This is a genomic window from Halomonas sp. IOP_6 (genome assembly GCF_021151565.1).
GTDB lineage: Bacteria > Pseudomonadota > Gammaproteobacteria > Pseudomonadales > Halomonadaceae > Vreelandella > Vreelandella alkaliphila.
The window spans coordinates 416784-435229 of record NZ_JAIRBO010000002.1; the positions used below are offsets into that span (position 1 = coordinate 416784).

Genomic DNA, 18446 nt, shown 5'->3' on the forward strand with positions numbered 1-18446 from the left:
ACCAAAACGATCAACATAAAAGGTGATTTATGAACGCATCCATTTTTGAGCAGGGCATGCCGCCCACCGTTGCTAATCATGTACCGCTCTCTCCGTTGACGTTTATTGAGCGTTCGGCGGCGGTGTATCCCGATTACCCGGCGGTTGTGCATGGCACAACACGCCGCACCTGGGCAGAAACCTGGACCCGCTGTCGCCAATTGGCGTCAGCGCTTGAAAAACGCGGCCTTCAGCCCGGCCAAACGGTAGCGGCGATGTTGCCTAACATTCCGGCGATGCTTGAAGCCCATTTTGGGGTGCCTCTGGCTGGCTGCGTGCTCAATACTTTGAATATTCGCCTGGATGCCGAAGCAATCAGCTACATGTTGGCCCATGGTGAAGCGAAAGCTGTTCTTGTTGACCCTGAATTTGCACAGGTCATCAACGAAGCCGTTGCCTTATTAGGCGATAAGCCGCTGATTATTGACGTTTTCGATCTAGAGTTTTTAGGCGAAACTCAAGGCATCGGTGAGGTTGAGTACGAAGCATTGCTCGCTGAAGGTGATGCTGACTATGCCTACAAACTGCCTGAAAATGAGTGGCAAGCTATTTCATTGAACTACACCTCGGGCACCACGGGTAAGCCCAAAGGGGTGGTTTACCATCACCGTGGCGCCTACCTAAACGCGGTCAGCAATATCTTAGAGTGGGCCATGCCGCATCATCCGGTCTACCTCTGGACCTTACCGATGTTCCACTGCAACGGCTGGTGTTTCCCCTGGACAATTGCCGCCAACGCCGGTGTTAGCGTGTGCCTGCGCAAAGTTGATCCAAAGCGGATTAACGACCTGATTGTGGATGAGAAGGTCACACACTTCAGCGGTGCGCCGATTATACTGAACGGCCTTGTCAACCTGCCTGCTGATCAGAAGCGTGAATTTGATCATCCCGTTAAAGTGACCACTGCCGGTGCCGCGCCGCCTGCATCAGTGATTGCTGGTGTAGAGAAACTTGGTATTGAAGTGACCCATGTGTACGGGTTAACCGAGGTTTATGGCCCAGTGACGGTTTGCGCTTGGCGTGAATCGTGGAATGAGTTGCCGCTGGAAGCCCGTGCCAAAATCAAGGCGCGCCAAGGGGTGCGTTACCACATGCTTGAAGCGCTTTGTGTCGCCGACCCGTTGACCCTTGAACCCGTCGCGAAAGATGGCGAGACCATTGGTGAAATTTTGATGCGCGGCAACAACGTAATGAAGGGCTATCTGAAGAATGCAGAAGCTACTGAGGAAGCCTTGGAAGGGGGGTGGTATCACACCGGCGATCTCGCAGTTTGGCACGCGGATGGCTACATCGAAATTAAAGACCGCTCTAAAGACATCATCATTTCTGGCGGTGAGAATATCTCCACTATTGAAGTAGAAGATGCCATTTATAGCCACCCAGCGGTAGAGGAAGCCGCTGTTGTGGCCAAGCCTGATGAAAAGTGGGGCGAGACTCCATGCGCGTTTGTTAAATTAAAAATCGGTTATGGTGAAATTACCGAAGCCGACATTATTGCTCATTGTCGAGAGCATTTAGCGAGCTTCAAAGTACCGAAGACAATTATTTTTAGCGAACTGCCAAAAACGTCAACGGGCAAAATTCAAAAATTTGTTTTGCGCGAAGAAGCGAAACAGCACTGATTCAGGGGATAAATAACGATGAGTGAACAACCAATCGGTGTAGTGGGAGCAGGCACCATGGGGCAAGGGATCGCTCAGGTCGTCGCTGCCAGTGGTTTTACGGTTCGTCTCTTTGATGTCGCTGATGAGCAGCTTACCCGCGCCCAAGCCAATATTGATAAAGGCCTTGGCAAGCTGGTCGCAAAAGAAAAAATGAGTGAGCCAGCTAAGCAGGAAGCACTGGCGCGGCTTTCCACGACCACTGATCTCGAAGCATTGAGTGACTGCGGTATTATTATTGAAGCCGCACCAGAACAAACCGCGCTGAAAGAAAAGCTGTTTCGTGATCTGAGTCATTTAAGCAGCGATGCTATTCTTGCCTCTAACACCTCGTCACTCTCGCTAACTCGGCTGGCTGCTGTGTGTGAGCGACCCGAGCGGGTAGTGGGTATGCACTTTTTTAACCCAGTGCCGGTGCTCAAATTAGTGGAAGTGATTCGTGCCGAGCAGACCTCTGATACCACCGTTGAGCGCATAGAAGCGTTGGCAAAAGCGCTGGGTAAAACGGCGGTACCGATTGGTGATTCGCCAGGCTTTGCGGTTAATCGCTTGTTGGTGCCGATGATTAACGAAGCCGCCTTTATTGTTCAGGAAGGAACCGCAACGCCAGAGGCCATCGATGACGCGATGAAGCTTGGCGCTGCCCATCCAATGGGACCGTTGGCGCTGGCGGATTTGATTGGCCTTGATGTTTGTCTGGCGATCATGAACGTGTTGCAGGAAGGGTTTGGCGATCCTAAATATCGCCCCTGCCCGCTGCTAAAGCGCATGGTGGATGCGGGGTATCTGGGGCGTAAGAGTGGTCGCGGCTTTCATATATACGAGTGAGCACGCGTAAGCGCATCAGGTCAGTCAAGCGCGACAAAAGAAGTGATTGCCTACCAACCAAGCGTTCGCTAGGGTTGGTAGGTGTTCACTTTAAATGCGTAATAACAATTAAGGAGCCTGTATGAGCGATGCAGTGATTGAAAAAGTTGATAACGATGGTGTGGTACACCTAACGATTAATCGCCCTAAGGCATTGAATGCACTGAACAGTGATGTGCTGAGTGCCTTAGAAGCTTATCTTGTGGAGCTTGAAACGCATCCACGTTTACGCGCTGTCATCATTACCGGTGCTGGTGAAAAGTCGTTTGTTGCTGGTGCTGATATCACCGAAATGCGCGATAAAACGCCAGAAGAGGCGCGTGCTTTTGCTACCCAGGCGCTGCGTACTATTAAGCGCTTAGAAACGTTGCCCGTGCCGGTGGTCGCGCTAGTGAACGGGTTTTGCCTTGGCGGCGGCTGCGAATTGGCGTTGGCCTGCGACTGGGCGGTAGCTAGCGACAACGCTGTCTTCGGCCAGCCTGAAGTGTTGCTAGGTGTGATTCCCGGCTTTGGCGGCACTCAGCGGTTGCCGCGTCGTGTTGGTCCTGCCATGGCGATTGATTTAGTAACCACTGGCCGCAAAATCGATGCTCAGGAAGCGCTGCGCATTGGGCTAGTCAACCGTGTCATGCCCCAGGCTGAGCTTGAAAGCTATGTAGAAGAGCTCACCAAGCAACTTAAAGGCAACGGCCCGCTGTCAGTACGCGGCGCGAAGCAAGCCGTTCACGATGGGTTAGATCAAGATCTTGATAGCGCCTTGGCGCTGGAAACCAGCCTGTTTGCGCTCTGTTTTGCTGGCGAAGAGCAGAAAGAGGGTATGGGCGCTTTCGTTGAGAAGCGTAAACCCAACTTCTAAGCGTTCACTCATTCAATTTTACTTCTTTAGGGGGTAGCGCTTGCGCTACCCCCGTTTTATTCTCAGGCTTACTACCTTAGCTCTCTTTGGAGTTGCCACGATGCAATGGGCCGCGTTTATCCTCGCCGCGCTTGGTTTTGCTTACCTACCCGGACCTGCGATGTTGTACACCGCAGCGCAAACGCTGGGGCGAGGCCGACGGGCAGGATGGTTAGCAGTTATCGGTGTGCATATCGGTTGCTACGTCCACGTTATTGCTGCCGCGCTAGGCTTGGCGCTACTGTTTGCGGCTATTCCGCCAGCTTACATTGCGATGAAGGTTATCGGTGGGCTTTACCTGCTCTGGATGGGGCTGCGCCTCTGGAAGCAGGGCATCCGCTCCCATGGCGATGACGTTCCACTGGCAACCACTAAGCGCGTACTACGTGACAGCTTTCTGGTGGAAGTGCTCAACCCTAAGACGGCGCTCTTCTTTGTGGCTTTTCTACCTCAATTTGTCCAGCCCGACAGTGCCATACCGGTGGCATGGCAACTGCTTTGGCTTGGTATCGCCACCAATGTGTTGTTCTCTTCTGCAGATGTCATGGTGGTGCTGCTGGCTAGCCCGCTACGGGAGTGGCTACAAAAGTCCCATGGCTCCTCCAGATTGATTCAACGCATTGGCGGCGGCGTATTAATGGGATTAGGAGGCAATACCCTAGCTCAGGCGGCGCGTTAAGGATGGCTTTATATCGACAGATTTAATTTCCCATCCTGTGCTTTACTTATTTGCAGCGCTTCGGATATGCCCTGTGTTTCGATAAATCCGCTACACTGGCGCAAATTTTAGATGGATATTTCCAATGGCGTTGAGTGCTACCCCTTACAAAGTTGATGTCAACCTGACCGACCTTGATCGCAATGTCTATGAGACGCTGCGTTTTACCGTGGCTCGGCACCCTTCTGAAACCGAAGAGCGGATGTGCGCACGTTTAATCGCCTACCTATTGTGGTACAACGAAGCGCTCGCTTTTGGTCGTGGCCTTTCCGATGTGGACGAACCCGCCTTGTGGGAAAAAAGCTTGGATGGCCGCGTGCTGCATTGGATAGAAGTAGGTTTGCCGGATGCCGAGCGTCTTACTTGGTGTTCACGCCGTGCGGAGCGGGTGTCACTATTAGCTTATGGGCGAGTAGATCTTTGGGAAAATAAAGTGCTACCGGCGGTGGCGTCGCTTAAGAATGTACATGTAGCGGGGCTACCGCAAGAGGCACTTGCTACTATCGCAGAGGGTCTGCCACGGTCCATTAACTGGGCAGTCATGATCAGCGACGGCTCGCTGTTCATTACCGATGAGAATGGCCAGCATGAAGTAACTCCTCAGTGGCTTCTCCGGGATCGTTAGAAAGTTCAAAGCTAGCGAGTGGCCATGCATGGTGTGGCGACGTTTTTTTCACGACAGGATGTCGTGATAGGCATTGAGTTAGCGATGTAGATAGCAAGAAAGTACGCTTGCTATCTATTCGTGCCATTACATACAATCATTCATGTTTGTTAATAATTGATCGCTCTTGCTTTCCCCAATACTCAAGGATTGAGCCATGAATAATACCTCTGCTCTAGGCAGAAAGGTGCTGCTGCTTATTTTACCGTTAAGCCTAATACCCACATTGACCGTGGCTAGCGACAGCTCTCTGTCGGTAAAGTTTGAAAATGATGGTTTTGCCAGTAGCGATGACGGCCACTTTACCAGTGGTTTCGAGCTTAACTGGACCTTTACGCCGCAAGAAACAAATTGGCTACAGCGCCTTTCGACAGCGCTGCCCGATAGCCTTATCGGCAGAGCGGATAGAGCGTCTTATCGTTTGATTCACCAGATTTATACGCCGAACAATATCGAGCGCCGCGCGTTGATCGAGGATGATCGCCCCTATGCAGGTCTTGTCTACGGCGGAGTGTCGCTCTATGAAGACGTGCCGATGGGGCAATGGACGCAAGCTACTGATTTACATCTCGATATTGGGCTCGTGGGACCATCCTCCCTTGCTGACAGTATTCAGCGTGAAGTACACCGTGTCACCGATAGTGATCGTCCTCGAGGCTGGAAAAATCAGCTGGGCGATGAGGTGCTGGTGAATGTAACCGTTCGTCGCCAATGGTGGAATGACATACCGCTAGCCGGTAAACAGTTTTCCCACGGCCCCAGTGTGGGGGCAGCGTTAGGCAACTTGTATACCTATGCCAGTGCTGGCTATAGCGTACGTTGGGGGGACGATGCCGAAGGTATTCCTTCGCTGACACCCAACCCAGGTAGTCGTCACCTAATGAGTGGCCATCGTGGGTGGCAGTGGTATCTGTTTGCAAATGTAGAAGGCTATTACATGGCGCAGAACCTAACACTGGATGGTAATACGTTCAGAGATAGCCACTCCGTTGACCGTGAAGAATGGGTAGCAGAAGCCTCCGCAGGGCTTGCCATGGCCTGGGAGGGCTGGCAAGTAACGTATGCTGCTGTTCAGCGTACTCGTGAATTTGACGGACAAGATGAGCAGGACAAATTCGGGGCGATTACGTTAACGAAACGCTTTTAAGAAAACTACAAGCGAAGGGGAGCGGTATGGCCAATAAGTATCCACATACGCCGGATGGCCGCTATTTTATAGCTAAAAACCAGCTATGGCGCTGTACCGACCCCCGATTGAGCGATGACGAGAAACGTACCCACATAAAGACACTGATGAAAGCCCGTCGAGCGGTGCGCAATGCTCAGCAACAAAACGATGAAATAGCGCTACGCCAAGCACGCGAGGCAGTGCAGTCTGCCAAGGAACTGCTGGGGGAGCGCGGTCCGGTATGGTGGCAAGACGGCGCCCCCGATGAAGGTGGTCTTGCCCCTCACAATAGTTCTTATGCAGAGTGGTGGGCGTCGCACTCCTAAATGGCACGGGTTCAAGCTTGAACGGTGTTAGTGTCTCTTACTAAATGATTAAAAATCATAAATTTATAGCTATAACGGAAATTTTCCATTCACGCTTACACAAGTGGATGGTAATCTGCGCCACTTTATTTCTTAACACTTAAGGGCGCACCATGAATATTAAAGCGAATCTCTCTATTCTAGATATTATTGGCCACTTGTTGATTTGGGTGGTGCTAACGATTATTACCTTCGGGATTGCACTGTTTTTCTTCCCCTATTCGTTTTCACGCTTTGTGATTAACCGTACTTCAGTCGTGGATATTACAACAGGCGCAGAGCGTAAGATGGTGTGTGATATCAATATTTTTAGCAATATTGGTCATATTATTTTGTGGATGATTATCTCAATTTTAACGTTTGGTCTTGGATATATTTTTTACTTCTATCGTGTTTGGAATTACGCACTGAATAACTCTCGTATTCAGTAAGTAGAAGGTGTTTTTAAGGAACCACTGATCAATTCGGTTCTGAGCGGCTGAGGGGCTCAGAGTGACTCAATCACCGTATCGGCGGTCATTTTCCGACCGCCTCATGTGGTCTGCCTTTCTTGGCAGCCGAGTTACTACGTCTTGGCTCACGTTTAGCCAAGTCAAGGAAGATATCTATTGTTGAGTTGTACAAATGGAAGAAATTGATCCGACTGCGCCACATGGTTATGCCGCAGTCGGAGAGAGATCAGTTGACTGGTTCGAACTGGAAGGGGGCGGCGGGGGTAAAACTTCCTGAAACTTCGCCCTCTTGCAGGGACGTCATGTCCACGCCGAGATCAAGCATCCGCACGCCGGCTTCGGGCGAGAAGTCCAGATTTTTCAGTTCCACCCAGAAAAGGTTCGGTGAAATCGCGGATTCGACGTAGAACACCTGATCTTTGTGATCGGCCACCACCCGCCACCGCGTCGTAGACAGGTTCGGAGCATCAGGAGTGCTGATTCCAAAGGGGACCGAGGCGTTGCGGATCACACTCATCGCGGCGGCTACGGCGATCCGTGGATCGGCCGATTGCTCTACCATGTTGATATATGTGTCGGCGCGCACAAAACGGTCGGGCGAACGTGTCGTGCCGGGCAGAACCTCGCGCGGGTTGACATCCTGCCAATAGCTGACAAGCGCCAGTTGTTGATCATAGGGCGGATCGTTGGTCATGGTGCGGTATTCGGGACCGTGGTGGATGACCAGTTTGCCGTCCAGCCATTCCAGGATGGCGCTGTCGCCGGTGGCATCCGACAGAGACAGGTGCACCTTGGCCAGACGGCCTGGCTGATCGGGCACATCCGCCGTCACCACGTTGAAGGGATTATTTTCCATATCGGCCACCGCCTCGGCGACGCTGCCGTAGCTATCAAGAAAATACTGCGCCCAAATTGAAAGGGACATTTGCGGGGTGGTGCCGTCATCTTCGGGGTATTCTGACGCGACTAACCACAGCATGTTAGCGACCAGGCCGGCTTCATTCATGCCATCCACGGTCGAGAAGTCATAGCCCGACACAATCATGCTGCCGTATTTTGATGTCCATTCCAAAGAACGCGGTCCCGCTTCGCCATTACGGGTCATGCCTCGTGGGAACACCCACAGATTGGAGAGCATCGGCATGCTCCAATCCATCGAGCGTGCGGTCAGGATGCGCTCCTCTGGGCCGTGATAGACAACGCGTGTACAAGCTTCGGCGATTGAAGCGATTGCAACCGACAGCAACGCCGCATAGGCCAGACTGCGCCAAACTGAATTGTGTCTTTTCAAAACATTGATCTCCCATCAAATATGACGACCAGTCCACGCGACTGGTGGTGCGGCACCACTCGTAAAATTGTCGGCTCCACCAATGCTGTTGGTCAAGTCAAAAACAAGCAGGTGCTCAGCTTAGGTGTTTAGTATAGAAGATTAGTGTGAACGGTTAGTTTAGGCGGTCAGTGTGGGTGCTTAATAAGCACCTTAACCAATCGCCGTACAATAGGAGATACTAGGTTAATTACCGGTAGAGCAACCGCAAAAGCAAATAGCCATGCCTTCAACCAAACAAAGGCAATGCCCTCGATGAAGCCGACATTGTAGAGCGTAATCACCAGCGACATAATGCACGACATAAACAGTGCCATTAAGAAAGAAAATATCAGCTGGGCGTATTTTGGATCAAACATGGACTGCCTCTGTCAGACACACTATGAATAATGAAGTAAAAATTGCTAACTAAATCAGGATCGATAATGCAGTAAAGAGCGATAGTGGAACACGGTAAATCGCCATCCTTAGCGATTGCTAGCCAATGCGGCCGCCTTACCGGTTCACAGTTGTCTTGGGTTTAACGTTTATCTTCGGTCTTGTGATCAAAATCACTGGCATCGTGGCGCTCGTGGAGCTGTTCGCCAGGCTCTCCCCAGGTGCGGTTAACCATTCGGCCACGTTGAACGGCAGGGCGTGCGTCAATCTCATCGGTCCAGCGTAAGACGTTCTGATAGGTATGAGCTTCTAAAAACTCAGCGGCTTCATACACGCGGTTTTTTACCAGTGCGCCGTACCATGGGTGAATTGCCATATCCGCGATGGTGTACTCATCACCCGCCATAAAGCGGTTATCCGCTAAGTGGCGATCCAGTACATCCAACTGACGTTTCACTTCCATGGTATAGCGATCAATCGGGTACTGGTATTTTTCTGGTGCGTAAGCATAAAAGTGACCAAAGCCGCCACCAAGCATGGGCGCGCTGCCCATTTGCCAAAATAACCAGGATAGGCACTCGGTTCGCTTCGCCGGGTCGTTGGGTAAGAACGCACCAAATTTCTCAGCCAAATAAAGCAGAATCGCACCTGACTCAAAGACACGCTGGGGCGGGGTGGTGCTGTAATCCATTAGCGCTGGAATCTTAGAGTTGGGGTTTACCTCAACAAAGCCGCTGCCAAACTGATCACCTTCGCCAATTTCTATCAGGTGAGCATCGTATTCCGCTTGTTTAATACCCTGTTCCAGCAGCTCTTCAAGCATTACGGTGACTTTCACGCCGTTTGGGGTTGCAAGAGAGTAAAGCTGCAGCGGATGCTTGCCCACGGGCAATACTTTCTCGTGGGTCGCACCAGCAACGGGGCGATTGATGTTAGCGAATTTTCCACCGTTACCAGGTTCCCATTTCCAAACCCGCGGTGGCGTATAGGTCGTGTTGTCGCTCATGATGTCCTCGCTATTCCTACAATTAAAAAGGGCGGTGCAGCGACTCACCCGAAATGTTGCGGCTACTAAGGCGTTATGGGGCCATAAAACGTGGGTACAAGGATAGTGGGTTGTTAGCCTGATAATAAATAGTTATTTACCATGGAGAAATGTTATGCGGACTATTGGCGTATTAGGCGGCATGAGCTGGGAGTCGACACAAAGCTATTATCAGGCGCTGAACCAAGGCGTTAATCAGGCACTCGGCGGTTTCCACTCGGCGCAGATTGTGATGGTAAGTGTCGATTTTGCTGAGATAGAAACGCTGCAAAAACAGGGCGATTGGCAGACTGCTGGCCAGTTACTCGCAAGCGCCTCCAAACGCATTGAAAAGGCTGGAGCAGAATGTTTGCTGTTGGCCACCAATACCATGCACAACGTCGCGCCTGCGATTGAGTCCGCTATTCAGATTCCCTTTTTGCACATCGCTGATGCTACCGGGGAAAAATGTCAGATTGATGGCGTGGCTCGGGTTGGATTGATAGGCACCCGTTTTACGATGGAGCAGGAGTTTTATAAGACGCGCTTAAAAGAGCGCTTTGGGATTGATGTCGTCATTCCGAATGAACAAGAGCGTGCTGAGATTCATCAAGTCATTTTCGACGAGCTATGCCATAGTCATATCTGCGCTTCATCGCGTGAGCGTTATCTGGATATTATGACGTCGCTACACCAGCAGGGTGCTGAGGCCATCATTCTAGGTTGTACCGAGATAGCGCTATTGGTCGAGCAGAAACACACCCAGATACCGCTTTATGACACCACCGCTCTGCACGCAAGCAAAGCGGTGGAGTGGGCGCTAGGTAATTAAACCAGCGTCAGTGTGACATCGATATTTCCGCGGGTAGCGTTGGAGTAGGGGCAAACAATATGGGCTTTGTCGACCAGAGTTTGGGCAACGTCTTTTTCAAGACCAGGCAAGCTGATTTTTAGCTCAACTTCAATACCGAAGCCAGTGGGAATGGCGCCAATACCCACACTGCCATCGATCTGAGTATCGTCGGACAGTTTAACTTTTTCCTGGCTGGCGACGTGCTTAAGAGCACCTAAAAAGCAAGCAGAGTAGCCCGCAGCAAACAGCTGTTCGGGGTTGGTGCCTTCACCGCCGGCGCCACCTAGCTCTTTGGGTGTGCTGAGCTGAACATCCAGCGCGCCGTCAGAGGACTTAGCATGGCCCTCGCGGCCGCCAGTGGCGTGAGCATGTGCGCGGTAAGCAACAGTTTCAATAGACATAGATTATTTCCTAAACTTGGTTGTTATGGACATGGTTGTTATGGACATAGTTGTTATGAGCCATGACGTGCGTTTGGGGTTTTAATTTAGTGCAGCTTTATTTTGCGCGCAAGTAAATAGCTGAAGAAATTACCTACCCGGTCACAACGTTCAGCGGGTTACTTGACCTTAAGTAAGTTTTCGCGCAGTTGGACTAAATCCTCTTTCAGTTGGTTGAGTGCTTCAACCGACGTTTTGCTGGCGTTGACGACACAGCCAGGGATATGGCGCGCCTGTTCACGAAGCGAGCGGCCTTTATCGGTCAGGAATAACTCGACGACACGTTCATCTTGCAGGCTACGTTGCCGGATAAGTAGCTGGTCACTTTCAAGCCGTTTTAGTAGTGGCGTTAATGAGCCAGGATCTGTAAGTAAGCGTTTGCTTAGGGCACCTACTGTTAGGCCATCTTCTTGCCACAGTACCAGCATGGCGAGGTATTGCGGGTAAGTGAGCCCCAGCTCTTTGAGCAGAGGTTTATAAACTTTGGTCATCATCAGTGATGTTGAATACAGCGCAAAGCAGAGCTGGTGATCTAGCTCTAATTCGCTACAAGGGTCTAGCGCTGGCATCTCGACTCCAGGACAGGGTGCATAACGCGTAATGTAGCGCGCGGGGAAGTGAGTAGCTATCCCTAGACGTTGGTCGTAAGTTGGACGTTTTGTTTTGACACCGAGTGCTGCGATGGCTAGCCTTCACGTATCGAATGTTACCGGTAACAATTTGTTGGAACATAAACCGCAAACCTAATGGCCGATACGATTCGATAGCCTTTCGGTAAATAGCCAACCAACAACAACGACTATTCTGGAGATAACGTCATGACAACGATTTGGCGCAGCACGCTTACTCTGGTCGGCGCGACCACTCTGACTTTTGGCATGGCACATGCGCAAGGCCCTGAACTTTCTGATCCGCCCGCGATTGAAGGCGACGTAGTGGCTGACCACGGAAGCCACACTCTGCGTATGGGCATTGGCCTGTCCGAAACATCGCCGCAGTTTCTCTCTAGCCAGTACTTCGGTGAAATTCTTGAGCAGCGTACCGATGGTCGTATTACGGTCAATGTTTTTCCCAACAGCCAATTGGGCGACGATGTCCAAATGATGGAAATGCTGCAAACCGGCACGTTGGATATGACCTATCCTTCAAGCTCTGCAACGACTGGGTACGTGGAGGCACTGTCAGCATTTGATTTGCCGTTCCTACTACCGAGCCGAGAAGCCGCAGTGGCTGTTATGCAGAGTGACGTGGCTCAGGGAATGCTGGATGCGTTCGAGGGTACAGGCTTAAAAGCGCTGACGTTCTCTGAAAACGGCTATCGTCAGTTGTCTAACAGTGCACGCCCTGTCGAATCACCAGAAGATGTGGCGGGCCTGGACGTTCGCGGCCTCAGTGTTCGTACGATGCAAAACCCGGTTCACCTGGCAATTTGGGAAGCGTTAGGTGCCAACCCAACACCAATGGCCTTCGGCGAGCTATTTTCGGCGCTTGAGCAAGGCGTTGTAGACGGCCAGGAAAACCCGTGGAGCACCATCCTTACTTCTAACTTCAATGAAGTGCAGGATTACGGCACCGAAACGCGTCACGTTTATACGCCATTTATCATGATGCTTTCCGAGCGTACCTGGAACCGCATGGCGCCTGAGTATCAAGCGCTGGTGCAGGAAGCCGCCCGACAGTCGGCTGAGTACGAAATCCAGCTTTCTGCCGAGTATGACGACTGGTCGCGTGATCAGTTAGAAGCACGCGGTATGCAAATTACCCGCTTAGATGATGAGCAGTTAGCCGCTTTCCAAGACGCCGTGCAGCCTGTTTATGAAGAGTGGGCGCCGCGTATCGGTGAAGATCTGATCGCTGAAATTCAACAAATCGTCGAAGACAGCAGCCACTAATCTGCTGCGTATAGCGCACCATCGGGCAGGCCCACACGCCTGCCCGACTTGTCAGTGCCCCTCGGAGTTCTTATGACTACCTCCTCTACTCCCCCAAACGTGGTGACCTCTACAGCACCAACGTTGGAAGATCCGTCGGTTTATTTAAACGACCCTAATCGCAAGCTGCTTGAAATTGATACTGAGACACGTCAGGGTCCTGCGCTGTTCCGCTGGTTAACACTCGCTATGGAGTATTTGATTGGCGCTATTTTGGTGGCGCTGATTGTCGCGGTTTCCAGTAATGTCGTTGGCCGCTCTGTGTTCAATCATTCACTGCCTTGGGTCGATGAGCTGGCGCGCATGCTGTTTATTTGGCTGGTCTTTATCGGCGCAGCGGCGGCGTTTGCACGCTATGAGCATATTGCTGTCGATGCGCTGGTGAGACGTTTGCCATTGCGTGTTGCGCACATGCTCTATTTCTTACAACACCTGATTATTACTGGGTTGATGCTAGTGATGATTTGGGGTGGTTATCAAGTGCTCACGCGCTCAAGCGGACGCTCCGCGATCATGGGCGTACCGCTAAGTTTGGTCAGCCTGTCGTTGGTGTTGTGCGTCATTTTTATCGCGGCGGTATCGCTCTGGCGTATGTGGATCAGCGTGGGAGTTATCCGTCAACCACATCGCCAATCGGCTGACTTACCAGGGGAGCGTTAATCATGCTGTGGATTTTTCTAGCCATATTATTGGCGTCTATTGTGATTGGTTTGCCGATTGCGTTTGGCCTAGGGGTAGCAGCCTTAGTCATGGCGGTGCTGTCTGATATCCCGCTATCGATTATGATTGAGCAGTCAATTCGTGGCGTGAATAGCTTCCCGCTACTAGCGATTCCCTTCTTTATTCTCGTCGGCGAAGTGATGAGTAATGGTGGCATTGCACGACGCTTGATGGAGCTTGCTGGCGCGTTAGTTGGCTTTATGCGCGGCGGGCTTGGCCAGGTAGCCATTACCGGTTCGATGTTTTTTGGCGGGATCAGCGGTTCGGCGGTTGCGGATACCGCAGCGACCGGCGCGATGATGATCCCCTCGATGAAACAGCAAGGTTACACCGCCGCAAATGCCACGGCGATTAACACCGTATCGTCGGTGATCGGCATTATTATTCCACCGTCTATACCGCTTATTTTATATGGCATTGTTACCGAGACGTCGATCAGTCGTCTGTTTATCGCGGGGATTGTGCCTGGCCTGTTAATTGGCGCGGCGCTAATGGTGACCACCTTTATTCTAGCGAGCAAGCAGGGTGGCGGCGTTCGCCAATTCCGCTGGGATCGCTTGTGGAAAGCGTTTAAGGATGCCTGGCTAGCCCTGGTACTTCCTGTGATCGTTATTGGCGGCATTATTGGCGGCGTGTTTACCGCCACAGAAGCCGCCGTTGCTGCGCTGCTCTATTCGTTGGCGATTTCCCTGCTGGTATACCGCGAATTTAAGCTCAGCGAGTTGGGCGGTATGTTAATTCGCACCGCAAGGCTTACTGGGATGGTGATGATGTTGTTGGCTTTTGCCACCGTTATTGCCTGGTTTTTAACCATTAACATGGTTCCACAAACCTTAGTGCGCCAAGTACAGGCGATTACCCAGGAGCCGTTTTTGCTGCTGCTGATTGTGGCGGGGCTACTGCTGTTGGTGGGGTTTGTAATGGACCTAACGCCAGCCATGGTGATTATGGCGCCAATGCTTGCACCGATCGTGACATCGGTGGGTGTTGATGCCGCTTACTTTGGCGTTCTAATGGCCTTTATTTTAGGCATTGGGTTGTTAACCCCGCCGGTTGGTACCTGTCTGTACGTTGGGTGTGGTGTCGGCAAGGTGTCTATGGAGTCTCTGGTAAAAGCCATGCTGCCTTACTACGCCGCCTTGATCGTTGTTCTGGTGGTGCTGATTGCGTTCCCTGGCATCGTTACTTGGCTGCCTGACCTCACCGCCGTGCGCGGCAATTGATAGGAGCATCGAGTGAATAAGCCATCACATCGTATTCTTGTCATGGGCGTTTCTGGATCAGGGAAGTCGCATATCGGACAACAGTTAGCAGCAGAGCTGGGCGCAACGTTTATTGACGGTGACGACCATCATTCACCGGCTAATGTGGCGAAAATGGCCAGCGGCACGCCACTCAATGACAACGATCGTCGTGACTGGCTGGCAACGCTTGCTGACTTGTTCGCGGCTCATAAAGCGCGCAATGCGTCCGTGGTCATCGCCTGTTCCGGCCTTAAAAAACGCTATCGGGATCGCCTGCGCGAAGGTGACCCTGCGCTGCATGTTTTATATCTAGAAGGAAGCCATGCGCTTCTGCGTGAACGGTTAGCAACCAGGGCAGGGCACTTCTTTAAAGGTGATAATATGCTGGCAAGCCAGCTCGCCGATTTAGAGCCGCCAAGCAGTGATGAAGCGATGACGGTCTCCATTGCGCTATCGCCTAGCGAGATTGTCGAGCACTTTACGGCGGCGCTAGCGCCTACGCTACGCGTTCATTAGGCTAAAGGATGGGATAGGCGAGGGGCCGTACTATTCGCTATGGTATGGCCCCTGCGCATTTAACAGACCTGTATTTAGTAGGCTTACGTACTTAACAGACTTACGCACTTAACAGAACAGTCAGTGACGCCATTGAAGAAAAAACGCCCGACATTACAAGATATTGCTGATCGCGTTGACGCGACAAAAATGACCGTCAGTCGCTGCTTGCGGGACCCTGATACGGTATCAGAAGGACTTCGCGAACGTATTTTCAGCGTTGCTGAACAGATTGGCTATATTCCCAATCGGGCACCAGACCTGCTTTCTCGGGCTACCAGCCACTCTATCGGCGTGTTGGTACCATCGCTGACCAACCAGGTATTTGCTGATGTCATTGTCGGTATCGAAGCGTACACCGAGCCTGCCGGCTATCACTTGATGCTCTCTCACTACGGTTACAGCCCTGAGCTTGAAGAGCGCAGTTTGGCCTCGCTGCTCTCTTATAATGTGGATGGCGTCATCTTGTCTGACCGCGATCACACGCCGCGTAGCCTGCGAATGTTGGAGACAGCCGGTATTCCTATTGTGGAAATTATGGATACCCGTCGCCCACCGCTGCAGCAGGCGGTGGGTTACGATAACGTGCAGGCCGCTTACGATATGGTCAGTGAGATGATTCGCCGTGGCAGGCGTCAGGTGATTTATCTAGCTGTGCGTCTGGATGAGCGGACACGCCAGCGCGAGCAAGGCTATCGCCAAGCTATGGAAGAGCATGGCTTAAAGCCGATAACGCTGCAGAGCAGTCAGCGTTCTTCCTATAGCGTCGGGGCGGCGCTTATGCAGGAAATTCAACGAGATCACTCTAGTGCCGATGGTGTTTTCTGCACCAACGACGATGTTGCGGTGGGGGCTTACTTTGAGTGTTTGCGCCATGGCATTAATGTCCCCGAACAGATGGCGATTGCTGGGTTTCATGGCCACGATGTCGGCCAGGCGATGAGCCCGCGCCTTGCCAGTGTCATTACACCTCGGCAAGCCATTGGGGAAGTCGCTGCGAAAGCGCTATTGTCGCGCATTCGTGGCGAAACACCTGAACACCAAGTAATGGATTTGGGGTATCGAATTGAGGCGGGTAAAACACTTTAGTTTCTAGATAGCTAGCGGCGAGCCAGTAAACTCGATAGGCTGTTAATTAAAGATTGGTCATTAAAAAAGCCATTAAAAAAATCGCTATAGAGAGCATGAGACCGCCGTGAATATTACCCAACTCATTGTCTATCCGGTTAAATCCTTAAAGGGAATTAACGTTACCCAAAGTGAACTCCATGGCCATGGGTTGGCCTGGGATCGCCGGTGGATGTTAGTGGATGCTCAGCAGCGTTTTGTCACCCAGCGCCAGCTACCAGAGCTTGCGACCATCGCGGTTGAATTAACCGATCAAGCACTGGTGCTCTCTCACCCCAAGGTAGATCCGATCGCGATTCCCCTTGAAGACCCCCAAGGCAATTTGCGTCTTGTAAAAGTGTGGAACGACCACTGCAAAGCACTGCCAGAAAGCGACGACGTATCCCGCTGGCTTGTGGCGGCGCTGGGGGAGCAAGCACAAGGCATCAGTTTGGTGCGCTTTGCTACAGAGTTTACGCGTTCTGTTGAAGAGGATTTTCTGGCGGGAGGCGAGGCCCATACCTACTTTTCTGATGGCTACCCTTTCCTGATAACCACCACCGGCTCTCTGGATGCTTTGAATCAAGCACTTGTTGCCAATGGGCAATCCCCTGTACCGATGAACCGTTTTCGGCCGAATATTGTGGTCGACTGTGATGATGCCTGGGCGGAAGACCAGTGGGCAACACTCGCGGGTGAAGGCGGCTATGAGCTGACGCTTCGTAAGCCCTGTCAGCGCTGCAAAATCACCACGGTTGATCAGCATACTGGCACCATACCGGCGCAGGCAGAACCACTGAAAACACTGCTTTCTCTGAACACTCAGCCTCACCTGAAGGGTGCTCACTTTGGCCAAAATGCCACGCTGACCACAGGGCAAGGAGGCACTATTCGTGTGGGGGACGAGGTGGTGTCAACGCACCGCGAGACCTAAACTTTAATAGCCGGGTGGCAATGGCGGTGCCTGACAGGGTAATCACCATCCCAGTCACCACTTGAAGGCTAAGCGTTTCATCAAGCAGTAAATATCCCCACAGTAGCGCGCTGACAGGAATCAAAAAGGTAACGGTTGACGTTGCGGTAGCGCCTGCGCTGGCTAAAAGTCCGAAGTAAAGCAGGAACGCGAGTGTGGTGCTTAGCATCGCCAGCGCCAGGGCGTTACCCCAGGCGAGCACGCTGACTGGCTCGCTTGGCCAGAGCAGCAGACCAGGTACTAGTAACACCAGTGCTGACATCGCGCTGCTACCGGCCGCCAGCACGCGGCTGGGTAGATGACTCAAGCGCGTTTTCGAGTAGTTACCGGCAAGCCCATAACAAAACGTCGCGCCGAGTACGGCAACAATAAACCAGCCGTCGCCGCCTAGGGCGAAGTCTAGCCGATCAGCAGAAAGCACATACACACCAAACAACGCCAACGCTAACCCTAGATATTGTTGGCGCTGAATGGGTGTGGCAAAAAAAGCAGCGCCCAATAACGCGGTAAAAATCGGTGTAGTGGCGTTAATAAGCGACGTAAAACCCGCCTCTAAACGAGTCGTTGCCAACGCCAGTAATGAAAAAGGCAGCACATGGTTAATGATGCCTAAAATCAATAACGCCCCTTTATGCTGCCAAATGAGCGTTAGATAGCGCAGGCTCATTAGCAACGGTACTAAGAGCAATGCGCCGATGCCCATTCTTATTAGCACGAGCGGGACTGGGCCAAACTCCGGTACTGCGACGCGCATAAAAATAAACGACAGTCCCCATAGGGAGGAGAGCAAAACCAAACGCAGCGCATCAGCCGATGACATGATGTGTCCTTAGATTCATTGCGGCGACCATAGGTGTGGTGAGTGCCATAGTGCTGCTCAGCTTAACGATAAAGCGTTGGAAAGCGAATACCCAAGACTGCCCGTGCATCAGCGTTTGCTAAAAAAGAGTTAGTGCGTTTGTCAACCTGTGTAACGTTATCGATTTGGCGTTGACGCTGTTGCAAGGAAACTCTACTGTCTCGGCAAATCGCTAGTTAGCATTTTTTTACATTCTTGAGGGA

21 protein-coding genes are annotated in these 18446 nt (G+C 51.9%); 15 read left to right on the forward strand and 6 right to left on the reverse strand.

The annotated features are described in order from the left end of the window. Positions 1-29: 29 nt before the first annotated feature. The 8 genes from K7H08_RS05425 (at position 30) to K7H08_RS05460 (ending at position 6808) form a co-directional block, all read left to right on the forward strand. A complete protein-coding gene (locus tag K7H08_RS05425; protein WP_231657403.1) occupies positions 30-1661 on the forward strand; it encodes an acyl-CoA synthetase in 1632 nt (543 codons plus the stop codon). Positions 1662-1679: 18 nt separating this feature from the next. Then, a complete protein-coding gene (locus K7H08_RS05430; RefSeq protein WP_231657404.1) occupies positions 1680-2528 on the forward strand; it encodes a 3-hydroxybutyryl-CoA dehydrogenase in 849 nt (282 codons plus the stop codon). A 121-nt stretch (positions 2529-2649) separates the two neighbouring features. Further along, complete coding sequence (locus K7H08_RS05435) at positions 2650-3423, forward strand: enoyl-CoA hydratase-related protein (protein WP_231657405.1); 774 nt, start codon at positions 2650-2652, stop codon at positions 3421-3423. 100 nt (positions 3424-3523) lie between these two features. Further along, positions 3524-4141 carry a LysE family translocator gene (locus K7H08_RS05440; protein ID WP_231657406.1) on the forward strand — a complete coding sequence of 206 codons (618 nt, stop codon included), beginning with the start codon at positions 3524-3526 and terminating at the stop codon, positions 4139-4141. A 124-nt stretch (positions 4142-4265) separates the two neighbouring features. Further along, on the forward strand, positions 4266-4805 hold the full coding sequence (locus K7H08_RS05445) for a YaeQ family protein (protein WP_231657407.1): 540 nt from the start codon (positions 4266-4268) through the stop codon (positions 4803-4805). A 196-nt stretch (positions 4806-5001) separates the two neighbouring features. Then, the gene (locus K7H08_RS05450; RefSeq protein ID WP_231657408.1) at positions 5002-5991 is read left to right on the forward strand and encodes a lipid A deacylase LpxR family protein; all 990 of its coding nucleotides are present in this window, start codon (positions 5002-5004) and stop codon (positions 5989-5991) included. A 26-nt stretch (positions 5992-6017) separates the two neighbouring features. Continuing rightward, a complete protein-coding gene (locus K7H08_RS05455) occupies positions 6018-6338 on the forward strand; it encodes a hypothetical protein (RefSeq protein WP_038482287.1) in 321 nt (106 codons plus the stop codon). Between the two features lie 152 nt (positions 6339-6490). After that, on the forward strand, positions 6491-6808 hold the full coding sequence (locus K7H08_RS05460; RefSeq protein ID WP_038482290.1) for a DUF6693 family protein: 318 nt from the start codon (positions 6491-6493) through the stop codon (positions 6806-6808). A gap of 247 nt (positions 6809-7055) precedes the next feature. Here the strand turns inward: K7H08_RS05460 and K7H08_RS05465 are convergent, their stop codons facing one another. The 3 genes from K7H08_RS05465 to yghU form a co-directional block, all read right to left on the reverse strand. Continuing rightward, a complete protein-coding gene (locus tag K7H08_RS05465) occupies positions 7056-8120 on the reverse strand; it encodes a linear amide C-N hydrolase (protein ID WP_095602463.1) in 1065 nt (354 codons plus the stop codon). A gap of 167 nt (positions 8121-8287) precedes the next feature. Then, positions 8288-8518, reverse strand: coding sequence for a DUF2798 domain-containing protein (locus tag K7H08_RS05470; protein WP_038482296.1), 231 nt, complete (start codon positions 8516-8518; stop codon positions 8288-8290). A 161-nt stretch (positions 8519-8679) separates the two neighbouring features. Next, on the reverse strand, positions 8680-9543 hold the full coding sequence (yghU, locus tag K7H08_RS05475) for a glutathione-dependent disulfide-bond oxidoreductase (RefSeq protein ID WP_231657409.1): 864 nt from the start codon (positions 9541-9543) through the stop codon (positions 8680-8682). 154 nt (positions 9544-9697) lie between these two features. On the opposite strand from yghU, the gene K7H08_RS05480 reads away from it, so the two are divergent. After that, positions 9698-10393, forward strand: a complete 696-nt coding sequence (locus K7H08_RS05480; RefSeq protein ID WP_231657410.1) for an aspartate/glutamate racemase family protein — start codon at positions 9698-9700, stop codon at positions 10391-10393. Here the strand turns inward: K7H08_RS05480 and K7H08_RS05485 are convergent. Both K7H08_RS05485 and K7H08_RS05490 read right to left on the reverse strand, forming a co-directional pair. Continuing rightward, positions 10390-10815 (reverse strand): organic hydroperoxide resistance protein, encoded by a 426-nt coding sequence (locus K7H08_RS05485; RefSeq protein ID WP_231657411.1) that lies wholly within the window; start codon positions 10813-10815, stop codon positions 10390-10392. The genes K7H08_RS05480 and K7H08_RS05485 overlap by 4 nt on opposite strands. A gap of 158 nt (positions 10816-10973) precedes the next feature. Then, positions 10974-11423: a MarR family winged helix-turn-helix transcriptional regulator gene (locus tag K7H08_RS05490; protein WP_038482309.1), complete on the reverse strand. Its 450-nt coding sequence runs from the start codon at positions 11421-11423 to the stop codon at positions 10974-10976. A gap of 249 nt (positions 11424-11672) precedes the next feature. Here K7H08_RS05490 and K7H08_RS05495 point away from each other — a divergent pair, with 249 nt between their 5' ends. From K7H08_RS05495 to K7H08_RS05520, 6 genes are all read left to right on the forward strand, one after another. Further along, positions 11673-12746, forward strand: a complete 1074-nt coding sequence (locus K7H08_RS05495; RefSeq protein WP_038482312.1) for a TRAP transporter substrate-binding protein — start codon at positions 11673-11675, stop codon at positions 12744-12746. A gap of 72 nt (positions 12747-12818) precedes the next feature. After that, positions 12819-13445: a TRAP transporter small permease gene (locus K7H08_RS05500; protein ID WP_231657412.1), complete on the forward strand. Its 627-nt coding sequence runs from the start codon at positions 12819-12821 to the stop codon at positions 13443-13445. Between the two features lie 2 nt (positions 13446-13447). Continuing rightward, complete coding sequence (locus tag K7H08_RS05505) at positions 13448-14728, forward strand: TRAP transporter large permease (RefSeq protein ID WP_009722466.1); 1281 nt, start codon at positions 13448-13450, stop codon at positions 14726-14728. 12 nt (positions 14729-14740) lie between these two features. Continuing rightward, positions 14741-15265 (forward strand): gluconokinase, encoded by a 525-nt coding sequence (locus K7H08_RS05510; protein WP_084183663.1) that lies wholly within the window; start codon positions 14741-14743, stop codon positions 15263-15265. Positions 15266-15397: 132 nt separating this feature from the next. After that, positions 15398-16393, forward strand: a complete 996-nt coding sequence (gene gntR / locus K7H08_RS05515) for a gluconate operon transcriptional repressor GntR (protein ID WP_231657478.1) — start codon at positions 15398-15400, stop codon at positions 16391-16393. A gap of 106 nt (positions 16394-16499) precedes the next feature. Further along, entirely contained in the window at positions 16500-17345 is an 846-nt protein-coding gene (locus K7H08_RS05520; RefSeq protein ID WP_231657413.1) for an MOSC domain-containing protein, read from the forward strand. On the opposite strand, the gene K7H08_RS05525 is transcribed toward K7H08_RS05520, so the two are convergent. Beyond that, positions 17299-18204: a DMT family transporter gene (locus tag K7H08_RS05525; protein ID WP_231657414.1), complete on the reverse strand. Its 906-nt coding sequence runs from the start codon at positions 18202-18204 to the stop codon at positions 17299-17301. The two genes, K7H08_RS05520 and K7H08_RS05525, sit on opposite strands and share 47 nt — an antisense overlap. Positions 18205-18446 lie beyond the last annotated feature (242 nt).